The 24,414-nt window shown below is 40.5% G+C and carries 17 protein-coding genes; 3 read left to right on the top strand and 14 right to left on the bottom strand.

What is annotated here, in order from left to right:
• Nucleotides 1-46: 46 nt before the first annotated feature.
• From gltB to MOQ65_RS05305, 5 genes are all read right to left on the bottom strand, one after another.
• Nucleotides 47-4,630 (bottom strand): glutamate synthase large subunit, encoded by a 4,584-nt coding sequence (gene gltB, locus MOQ65_RS05325; protein ID WP_257846904.1) that lies wholly within the window; start codon nucleotides 4,628-4,630, stop codon nucleotides 47-49.
• Between the two features lie 433 nt (nucleotides 4,631-5,063).
• The gene (locus tag MOQ65_RS05320; RefSeq protein ID WP_257846903.1) at nucleotides 5,064-5,933 is read right to left on the bottom strand and encodes an RluA family pseudouridine synthase; all 870 of its coding nucleotides are present in this window, start codon (nucleotides 5,931-5,933) and stop codon (nucleotides 5,064-5,066) included.
• A gap of 1 nt (nucleotide 5,934) precedes the next feature.
• Nucleotides 5,935-7,128 (bottom strand): GNAT family N-acetyltransferase, encoded by a 1,194-nt coding sequence (locus MOQ65_RS05315; protein ID WP_257846902.1) that lies wholly within the window; start codon nucleotides 7,126-7,128, stop codon nucleotides 5,935-5,937.
• A 194-nt stretch (nucleotides 7,129-7,322) separates the two neighbouring features.
• The gene (locus tag MOQ65_RS05310; RefSeq protein WP_199176271.1) at nucleotides 7,323-8,258 is read right to left on the bottom strand and encodes a DUF2156 domain-containing protein; all 936 of its coding nucleotides are present in this window, start codon (nucleotides 8,256-8,258) and stop codon (nucleotides 7,323-7,325) included.
• Nucleotides 8,259-8,306: 48 nt separating this feature from the next.
• Nucleotides 8,307-9,443, bottom strand: a complete 1,137-nt coding sequence (locus tag MOQ65_RS05305) for an efflux RND transporter periplasmic adaptor subunit (protein WP_373027844.1) — start codon at nucleotides 9,441-9,443, stop codon at nucleotides 8,307-8,309.
• 93 nt (nucleotides 9,444-9,536) lie between these two features.
• Here MOQ65_RS05305 and MOQ65_RS05300 point away from each other — a divergent pair, with 93 nt between their 5' ends.
• On the top strand, nucleotides 9,537-10,388 hold the full coding sequence (locus MOQ65_RS05300; protein ID WP_257846900.1) for an aldo/keto reductase: 852 nt from the start codon (nucleotides 9,537-9,539) through the stop codon (nucleotides 10,386-10,388).
• Nucleotides 10,389-10,517: 129 nt separating this feature from the next.
• Here the strand turns inward: MOQ65_RS05300 and MOQ65_RS05295 are convergent, their stop codons facing one another.
• The 3 genes from MOQ65_RS05295 to MOQ65_RS05285 form a co-directional block, all read right to left on the bottom strand.
• On the bottom strand, nucleotides 10,518-10,856 hold the full coding sequence (locus tag MOQ65_RS05295; RefSeq protein WP_295794594.1) for a branched-chain amino acid transporter permease: 339 nt from the start codon (nucleotides 10,854-10,856) through the stop codon (nucleotides 10,518-10,520).
• Nucleotides 10,849-11,514 carry an AzlC family ABC transporter permease gene (locus MOQ65_RS05290; RefSeq protein WP_369819991.1) on the bottom strand — a complete coding sequence of 222 codons (666 nt, stop codon included), beginning with the start codon at nucleotides 11,512-11,514 and terminating at the stop codon, nucleotides 10,849-10,851. The genes MOQ65_RS05295 and MOQ65_RS05290 overlap by 8 nt, the downstream gene beginning before the upstream one ends.
• A 100-nt stretch (nucleotides 11,515-11,614) precedes the next feature.
• Entirely contained in the window at nucleotides 11,615-12,781 is a 1,167-nt protein-coding gene (locus MOQ65_RS05285; RefSeq protein ID WP_257846899.1) for an iron-containing alcohol dehydrogenase, read from the bottom strand.
• Nucleotides 12,782-13,011: 230 nt separating this feature from the next.
• Here MOQ65_RS05285 and MOQ65_RS05280 point away from each other — a divergent pair, with 230 nt between their 5' ends.
• Nucleotides 13,012-13,830 carry a MetQ/NlpA family ABC transporter substrate-binding protein gene (locus MOQ65_RS05280; RefSeq protein WP_105089831.1) on the top strand — a complete coding sequence of 273 codons (819 nt, stop codon included), beginning with the start codon at nucleotides 13,012-13,014 and terminating at the stop codon, nucleotides 13,828-13,830.
• 200 nt (nucleotides 13,831-14,030) lie between these two features.
• Here the strand turns inward: MOQ65_RS05280 and MOQ65_RS05275 are convergent, their stop codons facing one another.
• The 6 genes from MOQ65_RS05275 to MOQ65_RS05250 form a co-directional block, all read right to left on the bottom strand.
• Nucleotides 14,031-14,846: a nitroreductase family protein gene (locus MOQ65_RS05275; RefSeq protein WP_105089832.1), complete on the bottom strand. Its 816-nt coding sequence runs from the start codon at nucleotides 14,844-14,846 to the stop codon at nucleotides 14,031-14,033.
• A gap of 690 nt (nucleotides 14,847-15,536) precedes the next feature.
• Nucleotides 15,537-17,090, bottom strand: a complete 1,554-nt coding sequence (locus tag MOQ65_RS05270) for a nitrite/sulfite reductase (RefSeq protein ID WP_257846898.1) — start codon at nucleotides 17,088-17,090, stop codon at nucleotides 15,537-15,539.
• A gap of 281 nt (nucleotides 17,091-17,371) precedes the next feature.
• The gene (locus MOQ65_RS05265) at nucleotides 17,372-18,763 is read right to left on the bottom strand and encodes a cation:dicarboxylate symporter family transporter (RefSeq protein WP_257846897.1); all 1,392 of its coding nucleotides are present in this window, start codon (nucleotides 18,761-18,763) and stop codon (nucleotides 17,372-17,374) included.
• A gap of 275 nt (nucleotides 18,764-19,038) precedes the next feature.
• Nucleotides 19,039-19,767 carry a LutC/YkgG family protein gene (locus MOQ65_RS05260; RefSeq protein WP_105089835.1) on the bottom strand — a complete coding sequence of 243 codons (729 nt, stop codon included), beginning with the start codon at nucleotides 19,765-19,767 and terminating at the stop codon, nucleotides 19,039-19,041.
• Nucleotides 19,767-21,212, bottom strand: coding sequence for a LutB/LldF family L-lactate oxidation iron-sulfur protein (locus tag MOQ65_RS05255; RefSeq protein ID WP_105089836.1), 1,446 nt, complete (start codon nucleotides 21,210-21,212; stop codon nucleotides 19,767-19,769). Before MOQ65_RS05255 ends, MOQ65_RS05260 begins: the two co-directional genes overlap by 1 nt.
• 12 nt (nucleotides 21,213-21,224) lie before the next feature.
• Nucleotides 21,225-21,962 carry a (Fe-S)-binding protein gene (locus tag MOQ65_RS05250; protein ID WP_060924469.1) on the bottom strand — a complete coding sequence of 246 codons (738 nt, stop codon included), beginning with the start codon at nucleotides 21,960-21,962 and terminating at the stop codon, nucleotides 21,225-21,227.
• Nucleotides 21,963-22,486: 524 nt separating this feature from the next.
• On the opposite strand from MOQ65_RS05250, the gene MOQ65_RS05245 reads away from it, so the two are divergent.
• Nucleotides 22,487-24,334: an S-layer homology domain-containing protein gene (locus MOQ65_RS05245; RefSeq protein ID WP_257846896.1), complete on the top strand. Its 1,848-nt coding sequence runs from the start codon at nucleotides 22,487-22,489 to the stop codon at nucleotides 24,332-24,334.
• Nucleotides 24,335-24,414: the final 80 nt, after the last annotated feature.

Here is a 24,414-nt window from a genome sequence, read left to right as displayed (position 1 = left end):
GGCATTTCATATGTCTTATCTAAATGATATTCAGTTAGATTAGAAATTATTTTGCATATTTTTCTTTGAATGCAGCTAATTGTGCTTCTTCCAAGGATAAACCTTGTTCTTTATAGCGTTCAATAGCAGCGTGCATTTCTTCGTATGCTACAGGTACAACTTTTGTAAATCTGTTTACAAAGTTATTCCAGTTTTCTAGGATGTGACGGCCTTTAGAGGAATTAGTATGCAATACGTGTTGTTCTACTAATTCTTTAATACGTTTAAGGTCATCATTATTAGCAGGACGTAATTCTACGAGGCCTGTATTTACATAGCGTTCATCGCAATCGAGGATGTATGCATAGCCACCGGACATACCTGCTGCAAAGTTACGTCCGATTTTACCGAGTACAAGAACTTCGCCACCAGTCATGTATTCACAACCATGGTCGCCTAAGCCTTCCACAACAGCAGTGATACCACTGTTACGAACAGCGAAACGTTCACCAGCCACACCGTTAATATAGGCTGTACCAGATGTGGCACCATAGAAGGCAACGTTACCGATAAGGATGTTTTCGTCCGCTTCGAAAATAGATTTCTTAGGCGGATATACAGTGATTGTACCACCGGACAAGCCTTTACCGAGGTAATCGTTCGCATCACCTTCAAGTTCTAATGTCATGCCTTTAGGAATGAAAGCACCAAAGGATTGGCCTGCAGAACCTTCAAAGTTCAACTTGATTGTGTTATCTGGCAAACCGCTTTCACCATAACGACGTGTCACCTCAGAACCAACCAAGGTACCTACAACACGGTTAATGTTGTTGATAGCCAATTTAGCGCGAATTGGTTTTTGGTCCTCAATGGCAGGACGGCACATACGCAAGAGCTTGGACATGTCCAATGTGCGTTCCAATTCGTGATCTTGGTCAATCATATGCATATGACCTACAGATGCATCGATGTATGGGTGGAACAATACGCGTTTAAGGTCAACGCGAGACAATTTGAAGTTATCGTCTTGAGATTTTTGACGAACAAGGTCGATACGGCCTACAAGTTCAGCTACGGAACGTATACCTAAGCGAGCCATGATTTCACGCAATTCACGAGCGATGAAGATCATCAAGTTTTCTACGTACTCAGGCTTACCTGTGAAACGAGCGCGCAATTTTTCATCTTGTGTAGCTACGCCATAAGGGCATGTGTTGAGGTTACATACACGAGCCATTTTACAGCCTACAGCAACGAGTGGCAATGTACCGAAACCGAATAACTCAGCGCCAAGCATAGCCGCAACGGCTACGTCGAAACCAGTCATCAACTTGGAGTCTACTTCCAATTTAACGCGGTCACGCAATCTGTTGAGCATCAATGTTTGATGAGTTTCAGACAAGCCTAATTCCCAAGGCACACCAGCGTGTTTTACAGATGTACGGCCTGCCGCACCTGTACCACCATCGTAACCAGAGATTAAGATATTATCTGCTTTTGCTTTTGCCACACCAGCAGCGATAGTACCAACGCCAGCTTCAGATGTCAATTTAACGGAAATACGAGCATCTTTGTTAACGCATTTCAAATCGTAAATCAACTCAGCCAAGTCTTCGATGGAGTAAATATCATGATGTGGTGGTGGAGATACGAGCTCTACGCCAGGAGTGGAGTGACGAGCTTTCCCGATTTCAGGGTATACTTTCTTACCTGGTAATTGACCACCTTCGCCTGGTTTAGCACCTTGTGCGCATTTAATTTGCAACTCTTTTGCGTGGATGAGGTAATTTGCAGTTACACCGAAACGGCCAGATGCAATTTGTTTTACTTCGGAGTTCATGCTGTCGCCATTTGGCAATGGTTTGAAACGAGCTACGTCTTCGCCGCCCTCACCAGAGTTAGATGTGGAACCAAGACGGTTCATAGCGATAGCAATCGTTTCATGAGCCTCTTTACTGATGGCACCATAACTCATAGCGCCCGCTTTAAAGCGTTTTACGATGGATTCTTCAGGTTCAACCTCTTCGATAGGAATACCGCCGCCCACTGGGTAGTTCAATTCCATCAAGGAACGCAATGTTACATGGTAATCGTTGCGAATCGCTTTAGAGTATTCTTTATATTTTGCGTAATCACCGTTAATAAGGGATTCTTGTAAAAGATCAATTGTTTTAGGATTGAATAAATGTTCTTCCCCATCTTTTACAGGGCCATACCAACCACCTGGTTCAAGCACAGATTCGTCGGATTTGAAAGCACGGTCATAACGAGCCAATGCTTCATTGGCAACGCCTACAAGACCAATACCGCCAATACGTGTTGGTGTATTTACGAAGAACTTATTAATAAAGTTGGTGTTCAAGCCCAAAGCTTCGAAGATTTGTGCACCATGGTAGGAACGAACTGTGGAGATACCCATTTTGGACATAACCTTCATAATGCCGCCTACAGCTGCTTTAATGTAGTTCTTTTCTGCTTGTTCAGGTGTAATATCACCAAGACGTTTACGAGCTTGTAAATCACGTACAGTTTCAAGAGCCAAGTAAGGATTGATAGCTGTTACACCATAACCGATCAATGTACAGAAATGATGTACTTCGCGAGGCTCACCAGATTCGAGGATAAGACCAATTTCTGTGCGCAATACTTTTCTAATTAAGTGATTATGAACAGCTGCTACAGCTAACAACGCTGGAATTGGTGCATGATTTTCATCGACTCCACGGTCGGATAAAATCAATACATTTTGCTCTGTACGTGCTGCTTCTTCTGCTTTTTCGCACAATTCATTCAACGCATCACGCAAGCCATCCGCACCCTTAGTTGGGTCGAAGAGGATTGGCAATGTAACAGATTTCATGCGACGGCAGTCAAGAGCCTTAATGGACGCCAATTCTTGATTTGTAAGAATTGGTGTACGCATGGACAACGCATAGGTACCAGCTTTATTAGGATCTGTTAAGTTACCAGAGTTACCAAGCATAACACGAGTAGATGTAACCATTTCCTCACGAATAGAATCGATTGGAGGATTTGTTACTTGCGCGAACATTTGCTTGAAGTAGCTGTATAACAATTGTGGTTTATCGGACAAGATAGCAAGTGGAGCATCGGCACCCATGGCACCTACAGGGTCTTTACCATCTTTTGCCATAGGGACAATCATACGTACAAGATCTTCTTGAGTATAACCAAAGGCTTGTTGCTTTTGGAACAAATCTTCTACTTTTGGAATATCGCTTTCATCAGCTTGCGTAATTTCAGACAAGTGGATAACGTGCTCTTTTACCCATTCATTATACGGCAATTCAGTAGCAACGCGTTGTTTGATTTCTTCGTCGGAAATAATGCGTTGTTCCTCTGTATCGATGAGAAGCATTTTGCCCGGTTCCAAACGACCTTTAGCGCGAATATTTTCAGCATTTTCGTTTACTACACCCACTTCGGACGCCATGATAACGCGATCATCAGTTGTTACATAGTAACGAGCAGGACGCAAACCATTACGGTCAAGTACGCCACCGATAACAGTACCATCAGTGAAGCCCATAGCAGCAGGGCCATCCCATGGTTCCATCATGAAGCTATTGAACTCATAGAAGTCATGTTTTTCTTGGCTCATGAGATTATTGCGTTCCCAAGGTTCAGGAATCATCATCATAATCGCATGAGGCAAGGAACGACCTGTCATGTGCAAGAATTCCAAAGTATTGTCGAACATAGCGGAGTCAGAACCGCTATCATCTACTACAGGGAATACCTTTTTAATATCTGGGAATAATGGAGATTCTGCTTTACCTTCACGAGCATTGATCCAGTTTACGTTACCACGGATTGTGTTGATTTCACCATTATGCACTAAGAAACGATTAGGATGCGCCCGAGCCCAACTTGGGAATGTATTCGTACTGAAACGGGAGTGAACCATAGCCAATGCAGATGTAAAGTCAAGGTCGCTCAAATCAAGGTAGAAGTCACGCAATTGACCAGGTGTCAACATACCTTTATATACGATTGTCTTAGAGGACAAGGATGCAATATAGAAATCACTAGATAATTCCTTGCTCAATGGAACAATGCGTTTTTCTGCTAATTTACGAATAATATATAATTTACGTTCAAATTCTTTATTATTAGTTACGTCTGGGCCTTTGCCGATGAGGATTTGAATCATCCAAGGACGGATAGCAGCTGCTTCTTTACCAACCTTTGTACCATCTACTGGTACTTCACGCCAACCGAGAACAACTTGACCTTCTTCGCGTACAACCTCTTCAAAAATGCGTTTTTGCTCGTTACGGAGGCTTTCATATTTATGGGCAAATATCATACCTACGCCGTACTCACCAGCTGCAGGCAAGTTGATACCAAGCACTTCGCATTCGCGTTTAAAGAACTCATGAGGAATTTGTACCAAAATACCGGCACCATCCCCTGTGTCCTTATCGGCACCAGCACCACCACGGTGTTCAAGGCGCTCTAAAATACGCAAACCATCATCGATAATATCGTGGGATTTTTTACCTTTAATATTAACGACAAAGCCCATGCCGCACGCATCCTTTTCAAATTGGCTGCTGTACATACCATTAGCTTCTAGTCTAGCTTGATCTAGACGTTGTTGCTCGATTGTGCTCTGATTCATATCCATAACGTGCACTCCTTCATATCACTTGATCATCCCAAGCGCTGCGGCATCGTTCCGTTCGGTCTTGGTGAAAGTATAACTATAAACTACTTCTAAAGAATCCATTCTGTAGTGATATTATCGGCTGTAACCGTCCATAACCTCATCTAAATTTTAAATTCTATAGAATTTTTGTCTATACATAGTATACTCCTGTCCACTGTGAATTGAAAATATAAAAAAAACATAGTCTATGACTTTAAGTCATAGATTATGCATTTTTATCACCATTGTTTTTTGTATACACGAATACACAATCATCAATTGAGCTTTTTTTGTTTTACGTGGCACGCTCTATGTCCACATCTAACGATTGAGCTTGCTTTATTTTACGTGGCATGCTCTATGACCACATCATCATTTAGATTATAGTTGATGATACTTATAAAATCAATTACTATTTTTCACGACCAAATTCGTCCCCTACTTCACAGTTTACCGTCATAGACTCATCCTTACCATAGGGAACAAAGGTGAGCTCTGATGCGTGCAAGCATTGGCGTGTATATGGCTTATTACGTGTACCATACATGGCATCACCAACAATAGGATGACCAATGTGTTCCATGTGTATACGGATTTGGTGTGTTCTGCCTGTTAATAATTTAAATTTTAATAACGTATGATCTCCTTCGTGACCAAGAACGATATATTCCGTTTGGGCTGGTTGACCCAATTCATCGACAACGCGACGGTTATCAAATACTGGATCAACGCCAATAGGTGCATCGACTACGCCATTCTCCTCAATGTGACCTTCTACGAGACCCGTATAGATACGATCGATATGACCAGCTTGTAGTTCATCACTGTAATATTGCTGAGCTTCCTTTGTTTTTCCAAAGAGAATACAACCCGATGTGTCTCGGTCAAGACGATGTACAGGACGCACCTTATGTACTACACCTTTTTTCGCATAGTATCCAGCCACATAGTTACTCAATGTACCAGATTTAGTTTGCCCTGCAGGATGAACAAGCATGAATGGAGCTTTATTAACCACCAAGGTATGAGCATCTTCGTAGAGCACATTAATAGGCCCTTTCTCAACGTCCACACCATAGTCCTTATCCTGTGGTAGTTCCAAGGTTAATACATCACCTTTTTTGAGGGAACGCTGGGAATGGGCTACACGGCTATTTACTTTCACCCGTTTCTTGCGAAACATCATTTGAATATCCCGAGAGGACAAGGAAAAGCGTTCCTTTACATATTTAGAGACCGTCAGTTCTGTCGGTTCTTTCACTGTATATGTTTTCCAGCTCATATTACCACCATTCGTTAATATATGTTTTTTGTTCAGGATACAAGATATCAAAGAACTCTAACCATTCTTCATTAGCTGAAAGTTTACCTTCAAAGGCAAGATCACGAGCTGTTAATGTACCAATCAAGAGTTGGCTTAAAGCACCAACTTCAACAGTAATATCTACGTCCCCATCCAATGTATCAGACACCTTTTTAACAGATGGAGTCAATGCGCCGCCATATTGGACTTCATAGCGTCCTTCATTCCACTCACAAAGACTATCTTTCACACCAAAAGTCATTGTAATCGGCATCATCAAAGCCTCTGGATTGACAGGAATGGCTTCGAAAGCAGCTTTCACATCTACAATACGGCTCATCATGTACGGCATGGTAGCATGTCCGCTTTTACCATCAGGATAGAAACGATAGTACGTATCGTGAAGGCCTTCATTCCAACGAATCGCAGTGCCTTGAGAACGGTGATTATAGAAGTAATTCAACAATGCTCGTTGGGCACGGCGCGTAGTGTAAACTAATTCGGAAACAGGAATTTCAGGTTGACCTAAGCGATATACCGCATAGCCTTCGATAACACCTTCATCATTGCGCACCACAGCGATATTCACACCTTCTGCAAAGAAGCTACCAAGCAAGCGTTTCCATTCCTTTTCACCGCGCTCAGCATAGCCAGAAAGACGAGTTGTATACGCTTTATATACAGGGTCCAACAATGTCCATTGATCTACGCTATTTAGCAAACCAAAGCTCAAGGATTTATCCGTCATAGGGCGCAAGTCTTCAAGAGACATCGTATTTACCCATTGATGTGCATATAATTCCCAACCATATTGTTGGTAGAATGCAGCCTTGGAAGGCATTAAAATCGTCAATGCTTGACCGCGGTTGCGAAGTTCTTCAAGAGAAGCCTTTAGCAAAGCACCACCTACGCCACCACGACGAGCTGCTGGATGTGTTGCTACACCAACCATGTAGCTTGTAGGCAATACAGCACCACGAACATTGATATTGTATTGACGCAAATGAACAGTACTCAACAATTGACCTTGTTCAAGGCCAACCATTGTATTTTCTGGTTCATAGCAATTTGTAAAGTAATATTGGAAGAATGGATCTTCCTTTGGTTCAAAGCAGTACGCCCATAGATTTTCCACATGTGGCGTATCTTGAGCCGTTGCAATTCTAAATTCCATAAGTATATCCTCGTTATAGTAATAAACCACTTTCTATCTGTTGCATCGCATCACATCGCATCGCATCGCATCGCATCGCATCGCATCGCATCGCATCGCCATGATGATACAAAATATATCCTCAAATAGATAGGCTAACACTTCTATTATAACAAAAGGAGCTATGAAGCACATCGGCTTCATAGCTCAGATTTTTATTTACCGCCTGTCGCATTGTCTGCTTCGTTAGCATATACTGCGTCATATTTTTCAGCAAAGTGATCTGGATTGTAAGATTCTTTTGCTTGACGAAGACCAGGCAAGCCCATATCTTCTTCACGGTTAATGAATTCTACATCGCTAAATTCATGACGAATGAATTCATTATTGATAGCTTGGTACAAACCACGAATATCTGGATTTGCTTTTTCAATGTGAATCAACGCCATTTTATCATTCAATAATTCACCGATACTGAAAGCTTCAACGCGGCCAAACAATTTGATGGCGCCACCTTTAAGACCTAGAGCATCCCAGTTATCGAATAATAAGTTGATAGCTACCAATTCATCTTCGATTCCTTCTTCATGATGAGTTTCTACCCAAGATGCTGCTGTTTCGCGGCACAATGGAATGATATCTTCAGTGATTGGCATATATTCATAGTTAGAATATTGCATACGGAATTGGTTCAAATGGTTTTTCTTTTGACGGAATTTCTTACCAGACAAGTTGATAAGATCTTCGGATTTGTAAATGTATTCGTAGTTGTCGCGGTCAGGTGTAAATTCATAACGGCCAGGACATAACTCTTCCATGCGTTCTTTTACAACTTTGCTAACACCTTTGAAACGGAATGGCAAGTTATTTTCTACGAACCATTCTTTAGCGCGTAATAAACCATCAAGGAACTTTGCATCTTTACCGGCAAATGGTGGTAATAGGAACGGTTCACGTTTACCGCCACCTTGGATGTACAATACGCCATTTTCCTCAGCCCAACGAATACCATACGCATCTTGCCACATAAACAATGTAGTAAAGCAGTTATCAGATGCTTCGTAATGATGTTGTTCAAAATATTTATCGATTAATGGTTTATCTCTTAATTCAAAACGTTTAAATTCTAAAATAATAATCCCTCCTATCAGATTCCTCAGTCGAGGTATTCACCATCAGTGAAAGTTTAATGTTGTTCATTATAATTTAACGGATTCGCCTAATTCAAAGGTTCCATCACTTGTGATTACCTTATCGCCTTCGTTTAGGCCTGAAATAATAGCTACATCATCATCTTCTGTCATACCAACCTCAACGACACGTACGTCAACTGTATTATTTTCAGTCAATACATATACATATTTGCCGTCTTGGTTTTCACGAACTGCTTTACTTGGAACAGTGAGCATCTTCGCTTTTACATTAGACTCGATAATCAATGTATAGAATTCACCAGCCTTGATGAGGCCTTTGTCATTGTTGAAAGTAGCTTTCACAAGAACACTTGGCACATTTTCTGGCTGTGTTACATCTACATAGGTCAATTCACCAGGTAATTCTTGGTCGCCTACCTTAAGGAGTACCTTGATTCCCTTTTTAGCATCAGGTGTGCCAAGCTTCATCGCCGCATCACGAGGGATACTAAGGGATGCTACCATCGGTGTAGATTGTTGAATCATCATGAACGGACGATCTGCAATGGCCATTTGACGGTCTTCATTGTAAATAGCCGTTACCGTACCAGCTATAGGCGCTACAATTGTAGATGCTGCCATTTGTGCAGATACTTGAGCGATTTGAGCCTCAATAGCCGCCGTATTAGCGCCACCGCCGCCACCGCCAGTTGTTACTGTCGTAGTTTGTGGTTGAGACCGCTCTACAATGCGATCATATTCTTTTTGAGTAATCATGCCCGCTTCGCGCATCTTCTGAGCTTGTGCCAATTGAGCACTATCTACAGACGCTGCTGTCGTAGTTGTCACAGACGTCGCATAAGACTGAGCTGAGGCTTGCGCTAACTGACCTTGTAAGGATGCTAGCTGTTGCTGTAAAGCCGATGTATCTACAGTGGCCAAGACTTGACCTTGTTGTACTTGGTCGCCTACTTTCACAGCATATGCGACCTGCCCCGTCAACGTCGGCGTTACCGTCGCCTTATTGAGAGCTGTTACATTGGCGTCATTATGGATCTGCAGCGGCATATCCTTGTATGTTACATCAGCAACGGATACCGTTTTCGTACCGCAACCAGCGATGGCCAAGGCCATCATCACAACACCAAGCATAGCAACTACAGAATAAATTCGTTTTAATTTCATTCTGTCACTTCCTATCATATTGATTTTTATCAATACCTTAGTATATCATAAAATCAATTAGAATTGTATGAAAGCTAATTCCTTTAATTAATGGATATAACGGAGGTTCTCATGGAAGAACGGATGGATTTTAGAATTTTAAATAACGGTAGCTTTATTCCCTCTATCGGTTATGGTACCTACAAAACAGGTAGCGAAGGGGAAACAGAACAAGCCGTAACTAATGCATTAAACGTAGGTTATCGATTGCTCGATACAGCTGCTTACTACGGCAACGAAGAGGCCGTTGGTAGAGGCATCAAAGCATCTGGTGTTAAACGTACGGATATTATTGTAACTACCAAGATTTGGCATACCGACGCAGGCTATGATAATACAATGCGTGCTGTTGAAAGCTCCTTAAAAAAATTAGACACTAATTATATCGACATCATGCTCGTACATCAACCCCTTGGCGACTATTACGGTTCTTGGCGCGCCATGGAAGAGTTATACGATCAAAACGTATTGCGTGGGTTAGGCCTGTCTAACTTTTACGAAGATCGCTTAATCGACTTGCTATATCACTGCAATGTGAAACCGGTGGTGAACCAAATTGAATGTCACCCATTCAACCAACGCCAATCTCTTATCCAATTGATGAGAAAGCATCAAGTAGTAGGCATGGCTTGGTCTCCATTCACCCGTGACCGCCAACCTATTTTTGACCATCCTATCATCAAAAGCTTGGCTGAAAAATACGGAGTGTCTAAACATCAAATCATCTTGCGTTGGCACATCCAACGTGGCATCATTCCATTGCCAAAGGCAAATAACGTAAGCCATATGGAGGCTAACTTTGATGTATTCGATTTCAAGCTCACAAACATCGATATGGACGTTATGGAACTATTAGACCAACAAAACTTCTTAGAAGATCACCATACAGCACCAGGTCTTGAACGACTATTACAACTTAAATAGTACATACTAACTCCTATTTGTAGTTAGCATCAATTATAATACACACTACAACTATGATGACAAAGTAAATAAAACAATATATGTAAAAAACCACTTATATCTAAGTTAGATAGATATAAGTGGTTTATTTTATTTTGGTACATTAAATACGGCTTGTACGAGTATCATATAAATCACTGTACCGGCAGCAATCGATATGAGCATGTTACGCTTCCATAGATGTAATCCTACCGTAACGACTAATGCTATGAGCTCAGGGATACCATAAGGATATGCTAGAACGACAGTCTCTTTAAAGGTATATACAACGAGCATGCCCATAACGGCAGCCGGCAAAGCCTTACCTAAAAAAAGTACAAAATCTGGCGCCTTTTTTCCTGGTGGAAATACGAGGAAGGCACCAAAACGAGTAAGTAATGTACCGGCTACAACAATAGCAACGGTGATGACCATTTCTGTACTAGTCAAGATGTACACCTCCCCACTTATACGCAATATAGCAGGCTACTAGCATACAGCTCATAGATAAAAGCATAAAGAGCGATTTGCCTACCAATAAGAGCATAACTATCGCCATAGCGGCACCAGCTACGCCAAAGGCTCTTATCTTGTTATTTTTTGCGTTGAGCAGCATTTCAAGGAATACCACAATGAATAGACCTGGTAATACAAAATCGATGCCCCGTAAATCTACGGTGGCCAAGAGATTGCCAAACAGACCGCCTACAAAGGTACTAAATACCCAGAACACATAGTTAAGCCAAGACACGTGGAAGTAAAACCACTTTTCATCCACATCATCCGGTAACTTAGTAGCCATATTGATGGCAAAACTTTCATCACACATCCAAGCAACCGTAGGAAACCATTTCCAGCCCATATGTACATACCGTTGTAGTGCAGATAGTCCATAAAAGAAATGGCGTCCATTAACGAACATGGTCAGTATAAACGCATTAATCGGATCAAATCCGGCCATCAACATGCCAATCGTCACAAACTCCATGGATCCTGCAAAAATGGTAGCCGCTAAAACCGGCGCCGTCCACCAAGGGAACCCTTGGCTCGTTGCATATAAACCAAATCCTAAACCTATGAAAAAGAAGCTGATACCCATAGGAACCATAATAGGAAATGCAAAGGAAAATGCACTTCGATTTTTTATTTCATTCATAGGGGTCGCCTCCTTTCCACATCACATACATTTAAAGTGTTAATGTCATTTATTATAAAGCACGCGTTAAAATTTCGCGAGCTACTTCTGGTGTTACATCACCTTTTTCACCAAGTCGTGTCATACCATGGTCTTCTAATTGTTTCACAATTTTATCAACGGCTTCAGCGCCAAGACCATGATCTTTCAAATGAGTAGATACGCCAAGGGACTCGAAGAATTCACGAGTTTTTGCGATAGCTTTATCCGCTTTCTCTTCCTTTGTACCTTCTGTAATATTCCATACACGTGTAGCATATTGTGCCAATTTATCGAGCTTGTCAGCTTTTTTCACCTCTAACAACGCAGGCAATACGATAGCCAATGTAATGCCGTGGTCAAGATGGTAAGCCGCCGTTAACTCATGACCGATAAGATGTGTTGCCCAGTCTTGCGGCACACCGGCACCGATCAATCCATTTAATGCTAAGGTAGAGGCCCACACGTGATTAGCACGAACATCGTAGTTTTCTGGGTTCTCTACTGTTTCTTTGCCGATTTCAATCATAGTTTTCAAGATACCTTCACTAAAACGATCTTGAATACGGCCGTCTACAGGATATGTTAAATATTGCTCTGTGGTATGCACAAATGTATCGATAACGCCATTCTTAACTTGTTTTTCTGGCAATGTGAAAGTCAATGTTGGATCGAGCATAGAGAACTTAGGGAACACTAAGCTACTGAACACAGGGAACTTACCATCACCATAGGTAATAACAGCGCCATTGTTCATTTCAGAACCTGTAGCAGGAAGTGTCATAACGGTACCAAATGGCAATGGATTTGGCACCATTTCTACTGGAACCTCTGGTACACCAGCTTTCATAACATCAATAACAGGGCCATCATAAGTAGCACCCATAACGATGAGCTTTGTAGCGTCCACTACGGAACCACCACCTACAGCAAGGACGAAATCTACGCCATGTTCTTTAATAAAAGCAACGGCACGTTCACATGTTTCAAGAGATGGGTTTGGTTCAATGCCGCCGAACTGCTCAACCTTACGATTGCCAAGAGCTGCAACAATGCGGTCAATAAGACCACTGCGCACAGCGGAGCCACCACCATACGTAATGAGTACCTTTGCATCCTTTGGCACTAATGCATTTAATTCGCTCAATCGATCTTTACCGAATACAATATGTGTAGGGTTATAAAAATCAAAGTTAAACATAGTGACCTCCTATGTATATCATATAAAACCTATAAGTCTAATTGTACGAAATTTATATCTATTATATCATTTTTTCGATATTCTTAGATATGCTACACCCCTTATCATCAGCGAGCTCATAAAAGCCATAGCTTTAATCTATAGCTAACCGATATCTTTTGCTCTATATACAAAATCCCATTCACATGATAGGATATATACATTATATGTATATAGAAAGGGATGTTCACATGAAATTAAAAAAATTTATTGCCCCTCTTCTCGTTGGCGTTCTAGCATTCGCCATCGCAGGTTGCGGCACAGATACAAATCAATCTAGCCAAGCACCAAAAGAAATTAAAATCGGTGCTACTGCAGGTCCTCACGCTCAAGTAGCTGAAGCAGTTGCAAAAGAAGCTAAAAAACAAGGTATCGACCTTAAAGTTGTAGAGTTCTCCGATTATGTAACACCAGATAAAGCTCTTGCTGATGGCGACATTCAATTGAATGCGTACCAACACGTGCCATTTATGGAAAACTTTAACAAACAAAATGGTTCCAACTTAGTAGCAATCGGTAAAACCCTTTTAGTGCGTATGGGATTATATAGTAATAGTGTACATAGCGTACAAGATGTACCTGAAGGCGCTACGGTTTCTATTCCAAATGACCCTACTAATGGTGGTCGTGCATTAGTATTATTAGCTAAAGCTGGATTAATTACGTTAAAAGATGGTGTCGGCTTCAAAGCAACTGTTGCAGATATCACATCTAACCCGAAAAATATAAAGATTCAAGAATTAGAAGCAGCTCAATTACCTCGTAGTCTAGATGATGTAACAATTGCAGTTATTCCAATGAATTATGTACAAAGTGCTGGCCTTAGTGTAGAAAAACAAGGCTTCTTCTTCGAATCAAAAGATGAACCACTAACAGTCATCGTACTTGCGGTACGTAGTGAAGACAAAGACAACGAAACTTACAAAAAAATTGCAGACATTTACAAATCTGATGCAATCAAACAATTCATCAACGATACTTTCAAAGGTAGCATTACATCTGCAAACTAACCAAAAGACCGACCTCAATACGAGGCCGGTCTTTTTGATAAACAATCTTTTATAGATCTATAAATACGACTATCACCATAACAAATGTAGTAACTACAGCAAAATATGTATAATGCCAAAAAGCGATACCCTAACTGTTTAGAGTATCGCTTTTATTTTATTCTTTAGTATCAATCACTATTATTAGTAATCAATCACTACTATTCTTCAGTATCGAATGTTACGTCCAATGGTTGGCGTTCCACGATGTTACGGTAACGAACCTTTGGATAGCCCATCAAGATACCACCAGCAATGATTTTATCCTCTGGTACACCTAATAGTTCCAATAGTGGTTTATACTCTGCTTCGCCTGCATGTTCAAAGAAGCCAGCCCAACAAGTGCCTAAACCTAATGTTGGTGCATACAACTCTGCATAAGACAAGCAGGAATGCCCGCTATCGTGAGTACGGTGAATATCTTTTTTAGAACCGATGGCCACTACTAACGCAGGCGCATCGCGCAAGATGTATTCCTTACCCTTATCGACCTCAGCTTGTGCTGCACGAGCATAAAGACGCATAATCGGCACAGTTTTCGCAGCCAAATGCATCCACTCAAGAACGAGATCAGCAATGCGGCGCAACTTTTGTTTGTCCCGAATTACAATATAGGAAATACCTTGTGTATTTGTTGCTGTTGGAGCCATTCTCGCAACGTTTAACACCTTGCGAATAAGCTCGGCAGGAACTGGTTTATTTTGATAATTACGAATAGAGCGACGGCTGCGCAAGAATAACTCAGCTTGCTCTGGCGTTAATTTTTGTTCTTTTGTGATATCGATTTGCTCTTTACGTGGGGTCATATCACTATCAAGAGCAAGCGTTGGGCATACGGAAATACAATGCCCACAGGAGATACAACCTCCCTTGCCAGTCACAGGCCCATTCTCGGACATCACTAGCAAGCCTGTCGGACAGTCAGCTACGCAAAGGCCGCATCGTGTACAGACTTCTGTATTGACGGTAAATAACATCTGATAAATCCTCCAAAAACTACTATAAAATTTATTATAACACAATTAATCGAGGGTTATCTAGGCGACGTACTCTTTTGAAAATCAACCAACCTATTTTGATGGGGCCCCGTTACATTTCGACAACCTAGTAAAAAAAGTACCAATATACTTGCTTGCTCCGTTCTTCGCAAAGTCGCTGCACAAGTATATTGGTACTTTTTTATTACTATATTTATAAAGACGTCCCATCAAAACAGGTATATCGACCATTAAATACGTAACCCCTAGATAACCTAATTAATTCCTATAAAAAAACTTTATAGTAGTGGTGCCACGCCCTCCATTTGGGAGAAACTAGCCTACAGCTAGCTTTATAGTAATGACCTCAGGCCCATCGTGGGGAAAGGCCAGCCAAAGGCTAGTCTTTTCCTTCCTCCATCATACAAAAGCAGATTGAGTAAATGTCAGATGTAGCTTGTGATGGGGGGCATCAATATACAGAAGGAGATCAGTCGCTTGCTATGGGACTAATTCACAGCAAGTGTTATAAAAATAAAACTAGGTAATTCTGCAGCGACTTTACGAAGGACGGAGCAAGGAGATACCTAGTTTTATTTTTAATTGAGTTGTCGTAATGAAACGGGGCCCCATAGCAAGCGATTTAACTACAGCTTATATGGTGGGCCCCATCACAAGCGGAAATGAAACTTACTCAAATGCTTTTATAAGTTCCATGTATTCCGCTTTGTGTGTCATTCTCCAGGATCCAAAGTCTGGTTCTGGGGATTGGTTTAGGATATTTGCTAGTGCTTCTAGGAATTCTGGAATTTTTGTGGCTACGATATTGCCTGCCATTTTGCCGAAGTTTTCGGAGCCCATGTGTTCTGAGCCACCGTCTACGAGGATGAAGGCTACTGTAGGTTTCTTGTCTACTAGTTTTACAGCTCCATGGAAGCCAATTTCACCGATTTGGTGTGTACCACAGGAGTGTGGACAGCCGGAGATGTGTAGACGAGGTAGTTTACTTGTATCTACACCTTTTTCTTCAAGGTGTCCGAAGATATCTTTCAATAGGCCATTGGAGTCTTGCATGCCGATTTGACATACTGTGGAGCCTACGCAGGATACGGAACGACGGAAATCATTTTCCGCACTGTCGTCTGTTAACTCTGCGATTTTACGAGCCTCATCAGCAGTAAGGTTGATGAAGAACAATGCTTGGTCTGGCGCAATACGCGCTTCTACTTGATCAAGTGTTACAGCATAATCAAGAGCAGCCAATAGGTGTTCTACATTAGCATCGCCACCTGCTGGATGATATTCTACGTAGTATAAACCTTCTTGTTTTTGACGGTGAATACGATCATTTTCCACGGAATCATCACGCTTACCAGTTTTTGTAATTTCATAGGCATAGTCGGCTGGATTAATGGTTAATTTCTCTACTTCTTTCACCATTGCTAATGTTTCTTCATAGGTTTTGATGAAAGCTTCAGCCCCACCCATTTCCGCAGGCATATAGCGGGTACGAGCTTTGCCACGGTTTTTGAAATTTCCATGGTTAGCAAAGACCATAAGCATAGCTTTCACATGGTACAAAACATCCTCTGGCTGCACATCATGGGCCACAGGAATACCAATGCGAGGATTTGGACCAATGCCACCACACGCGTATACATCAAAGGTATTGTGTTTGGTCAAATTAAAACCAAGGTCCTTGAATGTAGCATGAGGCGTACTATCAAAGCCATTATCGATACCCATTTTAAACTTGCGAGGAATTTTGATGTAGAACATTTGCTCTAAAAGGAACTCGCTGATAGCCGTCGCATATGGTGTAATATCTAATGTTTCACGAGGATCAATGCCGCGCAAAATACTAGCCACTACATTTGGATTGTCCCCACCAGCACCACGGTTATAGATACCGTGATCATAACATTCTTTATATAGATTTAGAATTGTATCACCATCGAGGCCATGCATTTGCAAACATTGGCCTGTAGTGAAATGTACGTGCTGCAAATTATATTTGCGAATAGAGTCCGCTAAAAACTGCATGTGCTCGCGTGTCATGCGTCCACCATTAAAGCGCCAACGGCTCATACCCGTGTTTGCACCGCGCTCAGCGTAACTACCATAGGCACCTGATTGCCCTTTATAGTCTGCAATAGACATTTCTTTCTTATAGAACTTATGCGTCATATCTTCAAACTTTGGATAATCTGCAATTAATCGATCTTTCAACTCTTGTGTAATCATATTAGTACCCTCTTGGCTTATATTTATTAAGCATAATACAGAACTTTTCATAGGCTAGTATACCATACACGCATATGTATGTTAGTAGCCAAGCTCACAATTTTAATATCAATTACAAATAACATGCTTTACAATCTGTAATAATAATTACTTTTAATAAGAGTCGAATCAGTATGGAGTAAATTTTAAAAATAAAAAAGAACAGCCCGAAGACTGTTCTTTTCATATGATTAGTTCTGATTTTAATGACTATCTTATGACGTCAATTTTTAGTACGAGAATTATACTCGACCTTCATTAGGGTTATTATAGGCGTCTTTATCGATAGTACCCATAATCTTATCTACTACGAGAGCATTTGTTAAGGAACCAGATACGTTCAAGCATGTACGGCCCATGTCGATCAATGGATCGATAGCAAGGATTGGGCTGATGGATGTAAAGTATGCACCAAGACCTGTACCGCTAAGGGATACAGATGCAGCCATTGTAGCTGTACCAGGAACGCCTGCGATACCAACGGAACCAATAGCGATAACGATAACGCTCATAATGTACATAGTCAAATCAAATGGGATACCCGCTACGTTAGAGATGTACACAACAACAAGCGCTGGGAACACGCCGGCACAACCTTGCATGCCTGCAGTAGTACCGAAGGATGCTACTGTATTTGCGGTTGTAGCATTTACGCCAAGACGTTTTGTCAATGTTTCAACAGTTAAAGGCAATACGCCCATAGAGGAACGGGATGTGAAAGCTAACAAGAGTGGAGCTTTTGCTTTTTTGAAGTATGTAATTGGGTTGTAACCGAAGCTAGAAATCAAGATAGCTTGAACAACGAACATAATTAAAAGACCAACGTAAAGCAATACTACGAATAGGCCCATATCTAAGATAGCTTGCAAACCACGTGTTGCCAATGTAGATGCCAATAATGCAACTACGCCGTATGGCATAAGACCAATAATGAAGTCTGCAACCCAAGAAATTAATTGGTGAAGCTCATCAAATAGCTTTGTAAAGATTTCCATACTATTTGTGCCTGTTTTCTTCAACAAGCGAGCAACACTGCCCAAGATGATTGCAAATACTACGATGCCGATAACATTTGTTTCAGCTGCAGCTTGAATTGGGTTACTTGGAATCAATGCACGGAATGTATCAACCATTGGTTTGATTTCACGAATCTTTTTACCAGATTCAACAATATCAAAGCCTTGACCTAAGCCGAAAGCATTACCCAAGATAAGGCCAACGATAGCAGCAACAGCTACCATGCCAAGATTTGTAGAAACCATGGCAACCACTAATTTCTTAAGATTTGCACCTGCTTCCATGTGCAAGATAACATGTACAATGGAAATAAATACGATAGGAATAACAAGCATGCGGATCAAATCAATAAAGCCGCCCCCTACAAGGGAGAACCACTTTGTACTTTCCTTGATGTAAACCACTTTAGATGGATCATCTGGGAAGCCTGCAATAATTTGAATAGCAATACCAAGTACGGCACCAACAATAGTACCAATAATAACGAGATTACCAAAGGATGTGCCCTTGCGTTGCAAAGCATAAATACCGATTAACGCAAGTACAAACACTACGATAATACCGATACTTAATGGATTGCTTAGCATGAGGTAATCTGTAAAGAATGGAATATTCATAATACACCTCTTCTAATTCATATCACAATAATAGGTTATGAACTCAGTATATCATATATCGAAAAATTTACAAGTAAAATAATTCAAATTATATAAGTTTTTCTATGCGGATTCTGCAAGTTTTCTAAATATCTTAATCTCCATGGATGTACCGATACCTTTGCCTTTTCAAGATGCTCTATATCACAATAGAAAGGTACGCATATAAAAAGGTGACCTTCCATAGGAAGATCACCTTTAAATGTATTTAGTTATAACACTACCTAGTTATAGGATTATCTGTTAACTAAAACGTAAGTTACTTGGATAGGACCATGAGCACCATCTACAGTAACCAACTCAATATCAGCTGTACGGGATGGACCGGAAATCAAGCAGATATTTGTAGGGAATTTAGATGGATCGTTGTGATAACGTTCAGCCAAATGTTCCATTGTTTGAGTCATACGTGGATTGATTGTATCAGTGTACAATACAGCGATATGTGTAGTAGGCAACAAGCTAATAGAACGGCCAGATTCTTCACCAGACGCTTGTACTACAGTAGCAGTTTCAGCAATACCGCAGTATGGGAATGTAATACCGATATCTGCATTAGCAGTGTTGGAGATACATTCTTCACGGCCTTTAGCTGGATCCCATTGGAAGTATGTACGAATGCCGCCATTATTAGCTGCATCTTGTTCGAATAATTCTTTTAATTTATATTCTTTTACTTCTGGAACACTTGGGAATACAACTTTACCGTTACCCCAGTCTTCAATAGCTGCCAAAATTGTTTCACCTAATTTATCAGGTGTAGTTTCAACGAATTTTGTACCAACACGTTGACATTGTTCCTTAAACATTGTCAAAATTTGATCTTTATTCAAATCTTTGAACATAGTTTCTTGAGGACCATGGCTGTAATCAAAACCCTCTACGAATGCAGGGCACATTTCTTGATCACGGCCTAATGCACGAGATAAACGTGCAATAAATTGTTTACGTTTAGCTTCATCCATTATTTTTTCTCCTTCTTCTTGTTCTTTTCATGTTCAGCATATAAGTCACGGAATTTTTTGAACTTCAATGTACCCATTTCTTTGGATTTAGTCCAGCCGTTCATAACTGGAACAGCTTGAGTCCATGTAGGCATATTGCCTTCTTTATTACTAATCAAGTTCATACCGATAGCGCCAGCTTTTGTGCCAAGGTCGAATAATGTGGAGTTACCGAACATCTTAGCTGCTGCAGTAAAGATTGCTTCTTCTGCTTTTGGACGAGTTTTTTCGATGTCAGCCATAATATGACGGTGTTCCATCAATAATTCATGCAATGGAATAGCTACTGGACAGTTTTCTGTACATGCACCGCACAATGTAGACGCATATGGAAGATCGCCTGCTACTTCGTAACCTTTGAACAATGGTGTCAATACAGCACCCATTGGACCTGGATATACGGAGCCATAACCGTGACCAGAGATGTGACGGTATACAGGACAAATATTCATACATGCACCACAACGGATACAACGTAACATTTCTTGGAATGTACCACCTAAGATACCGGAACGACCGTTATCAATAATGATGATATGAGTTTCTTCAGGACCGTCTGCTTCACCAGCACGACCAGGGCCAGTCATCATGGAGAAGTAGTTGGAAATTTTAGCACCTACTGCAGAGCGGTTCAACATTTCCATCATAACGTCAAGAGCTTTGAAGTCAGGAACGATACGTTCTGTACCTAAGAAGATCAATTGAGTCTTAGGAATGGAGCTAGACATACGACCGTTACCTTCGTTGGAAACGATAGTACAAGTACCGGATGCCGCTACCGCAAAGTTACAACCATTAACACCTACGTCAGCTTTCAAGAAGCGCTCACGTACATAACCACGTACGAAGTGAGTCATTTCTGTAGGGTTTTCAGTACCAGTGTAACCTAATTTTTCAGCGAAAATTTCGCGGATTTTGTTACGTTCGAAGTGAAGGCCTGGTACAACGATATGAGATGGTGGGCTCACTGCTGTTTGCAAAATGAATTCAGCCAAGTCAGTTTCGTTTACTTCGATACCAGCTTCTTCAAGAACTTCGTTCAAACCAATTTCTTCAGTTAAGATAGTTTTGGATTTAACGATCATTTTAGCTTCGCGTTCACGAAGGATATCTAAAGCGATTTGAGTCGCTTCTTTATCGTCGAATGCAAAGTGAACTTTAGAACCAGCTTTTTCAGCGTTTTCAGCAAATTGGTTTACATAGTAATCCAAATTATTAAGCACGTGATCACGAAGTTTAGCTGCTTCTGCGCGGAAATCTAACCATTCAGGAACGTCCGCAACTACTGTATTACGTTTATCATAAAACACGTCTTGTGCTTTTTTGATAGCTGCAACTTTGAAATCGTCAGCCAAACATTCTTTTATACGTGTCTTATAGGGGCGATTGTCATATATAAGTGCCATGTCGTCTCCTCCTTAACGGCAGTTTAAGATTTCAGCAATATGCATTACTTTGATACGGCGATCGATTTCGCCTTCTTTGTGAAGACGGTCAAGCATACCAGCGATGTTCATCAAGCACGCTTGGTCAGAACCGGAAATAACGTTAGCACCTGTGCCAGCGATTTCCAATGCTTTTTCGCGTGTCATAACTTCACTAATTTCAGGGTTCTTAACGGAGAATGTACCGCCGAAACCACAGCAACGGTCTGCACGTGGTAATTCAATCAAGTTGATATCTTTAACATTTTTAAGGAGTTTGAATGGAGGTTCTTTGACGCCCATCAAACGAGTAACGTGGCAAGAAGTATGGTATGTAACGGATTCGTTAAAGCGTGCGCCAACGTCCTCTACGCCCAATACATCAGTAATGAATTCAGTGAATTCATAGATTTTGCCGCTCAATTTTTCTGCACGAGCCAACCACTCAGGTTGATCTTTCAAGAAATGATGATATTCATCACGGATTGCAAATGCGCAAGAGCCGGACATGCTGACTACATATTCAGCGTTTTCGAAGCATTCGATTGTATTCTTAATTGCATCCATAGCTGCTTCGTTGTAACCAGAGTTAGTGAACATTTGGCCACAACATACTTGTTTCTTAGGTACTACGAGCTCGCAACCTAATCTTTCAAGTACTTCTACACCAGCCATGCCTACATGTGGGTAGAACATGTCAATCAAACACTGTTGGAAAAGATGAATTTTCATATTATCGTCCTCGTCTTTTCTAGTACTTAACCTAATAAAAAATTTTGATATGTATGTGTTATGGCAAGAATTCTAGTGAAAGTTTTCAATAATTTTCTGCCCGAAACATTACTTATGCTTTTAAATAAATATTCAAAAGCTTTATCGATATAATTATAAATTAATCATATAGAAAATGTCCAAAGAATTGCTATATTAGTATGCACCCTTTTATTTCTCATATCGTTATGACTTTTTGTAATAGCAAACATTGCATTTTATCACAAATGCCTTCTTATTTATAAATTATTCATGTAAAAGTCCCTTAAATTCTAGATTTTGGGAATGTTTATCATTTCGCATTTTCCAATGGCTCTCATATCGTTATTTACCTATAATTCATTGAATATTTATATAAATAGGCTTTAATTTTCAAATTCATGTAACTTTTATCCTTATATATTACATTTTCTTATAGTAGTGTATAAATTTAAAAAGTGTTATAATTTATTTTATATAAGTATAGTTTGAAAGGAGCCTTTTCAATGAAACTAAATAAATTATCTTTATCCTTAGCTATTACATTAGCCCTCGGTTCCACATTCGGCATGGCTCACGCTGAAACAACTGCGGCTCATGTAAAATCTGAAATATCTGCTACAGCTAATAAAGCTGAAGTGGCTGCTAAAGCTGATGAACACCGTGTAGATACATCTGTTAAAAATGATGCTAAACGTATTGATACTTCTGTAAAAAACGATGCTAAACGTGTAGATACATCTGTAAAAAATGACGCTAAACGCGTAGATACTTCCGTAAAAAATGATGCTAAACGCGTTGATACATCTGTTAAAAATGACGCTAAACGCGTTGATACATCCGTAAAAAATGATGCTAAACATGGCACTACAGTTGTAAAACATGATGCAAAACATGCTAATACATCCGCTAAAGCCGATGCTAAGCGTGTAGATACATCTGTGAAAAACGATGCAAAACGTGTTGACACTTCTGTAAAAAACGACGCTAAACGCGTTGATACATCTGTAAAAAATGATGTTAAAGAAGATGCTGCTAAAGTAGAAGGTAAAAAAGCTGTAAAAGCTAAAGAAAACTTACCTGCTGGTGTATATCCTGACACTAAAGATAACTGGGCTCGCGATGCTATCCAAGCAATGACACAAGCTGGTTACCTTTCTGGTTACGCAGATAACACATTTAAACCTAGCGCTCAAATCACGCGTGAACAAGCAGCTGCTATTTACGGCAAAGTATTACAACATAACTTAAACGAACAAGAATTAGCTGATATCGTAACAAAAGAATCTTCTACATCCTACTCTGACGTAGAAGCAGATCGTTGGTCCAGCTCTGCTATCAAATTAGTAAGTGCTGCAGGCGTAATGGAAGGCACATCTAAAACAGCTTTCACACCTAGCAAAACTATGGACCGCGAACAATTCGTAGCATCCGCAGCAAGCTTGGCTAAGAAGTTAAACCTTTCTACACCTGTAAAAACAGAAAAGGTTACTTTCAAAGACGAAGCTAGCATTTCCTCTACTTACTTGGCAGATATTCAATACATGGCACAACGTGGCATTGTAGCATCTGGGGCAACAGAAAACTTTAACCCTAAACAACCTGTAACAAGAGCACAAGCGGCTACAATTTTGAACCGCATGCTTAACGGTGCTGGCCTTGCAACACCAAAACATACTGCAACTGAAGCTAAAGCTGAAACAGCTGTAAAAGAAGATGTAAAAAAAGCTGATACAGCAGCAGAAAAAGATGCATCCAAAGTAAGTAAAGATGCAAAAAAAGATGTAGCTAAAGCTGACAAAGCTGCAAAAGCTGATGCAAAAAAAGTTGAAAAAGACGTAAAAGGCAATAAAAATGCTGCAGTAGCTCAAAAAACTGAACCTACTCGCACAGTTCGCCCTGTTCGTCGCAGTACTTTAAAAGCACTTGATCAAAAACAACAAGCTGCTTTAGAAGATAAAGTATTCAATGAATTGAATAAAACATATAAAACAGAAGATGCGTTCCAAGATTATGGTGTAATGTACTGGCGCGATAATCAATTGCACGTAGCATTGAAAACAGATAGCGATATCTCCACAGTAAAAGCTAACCTTGCTGCACGTGGTGATTCTACTGTAAACAACTATGTTGTAGTTGAACCATCCCAATACAGCCAAACAGAATATGATGCAATCGATGCGAACTTCCGCAACTACTACAACAAAAACGAAAAAGCTGGTACAATCCTAGCTACATTCCCTGATGTAGAAAACAACCAACTTTATGCTGTTGTAACAACTGCATCTAAAGAAACTCAACAAGGAATGTCTAAATTATTCGGTTCCAAAGTAAAAATGACAGTTAAACGCTAATAGGCGTTCACTCAACTAGCCAAGGCAGCGTATACGTTTAGTATTACGCTGCTTTGTTTATATCACTATGCATGCCTTAT

The sequence above is a fragment of the Veillonella faecalis genome, assembly GCF_024677885.1.
Taxonomy (GTDB): Bacteria; Bacillota; Negativicutes; order Veillonellales; family Veillonellaceae; genus Veillonella; species Veillonella nakazawae.
The sequence above is the reverse complement of the archived record's forward strand: the minus strand, read 5'-3'. Positions and strand labels throughout refer to the sequence as shown.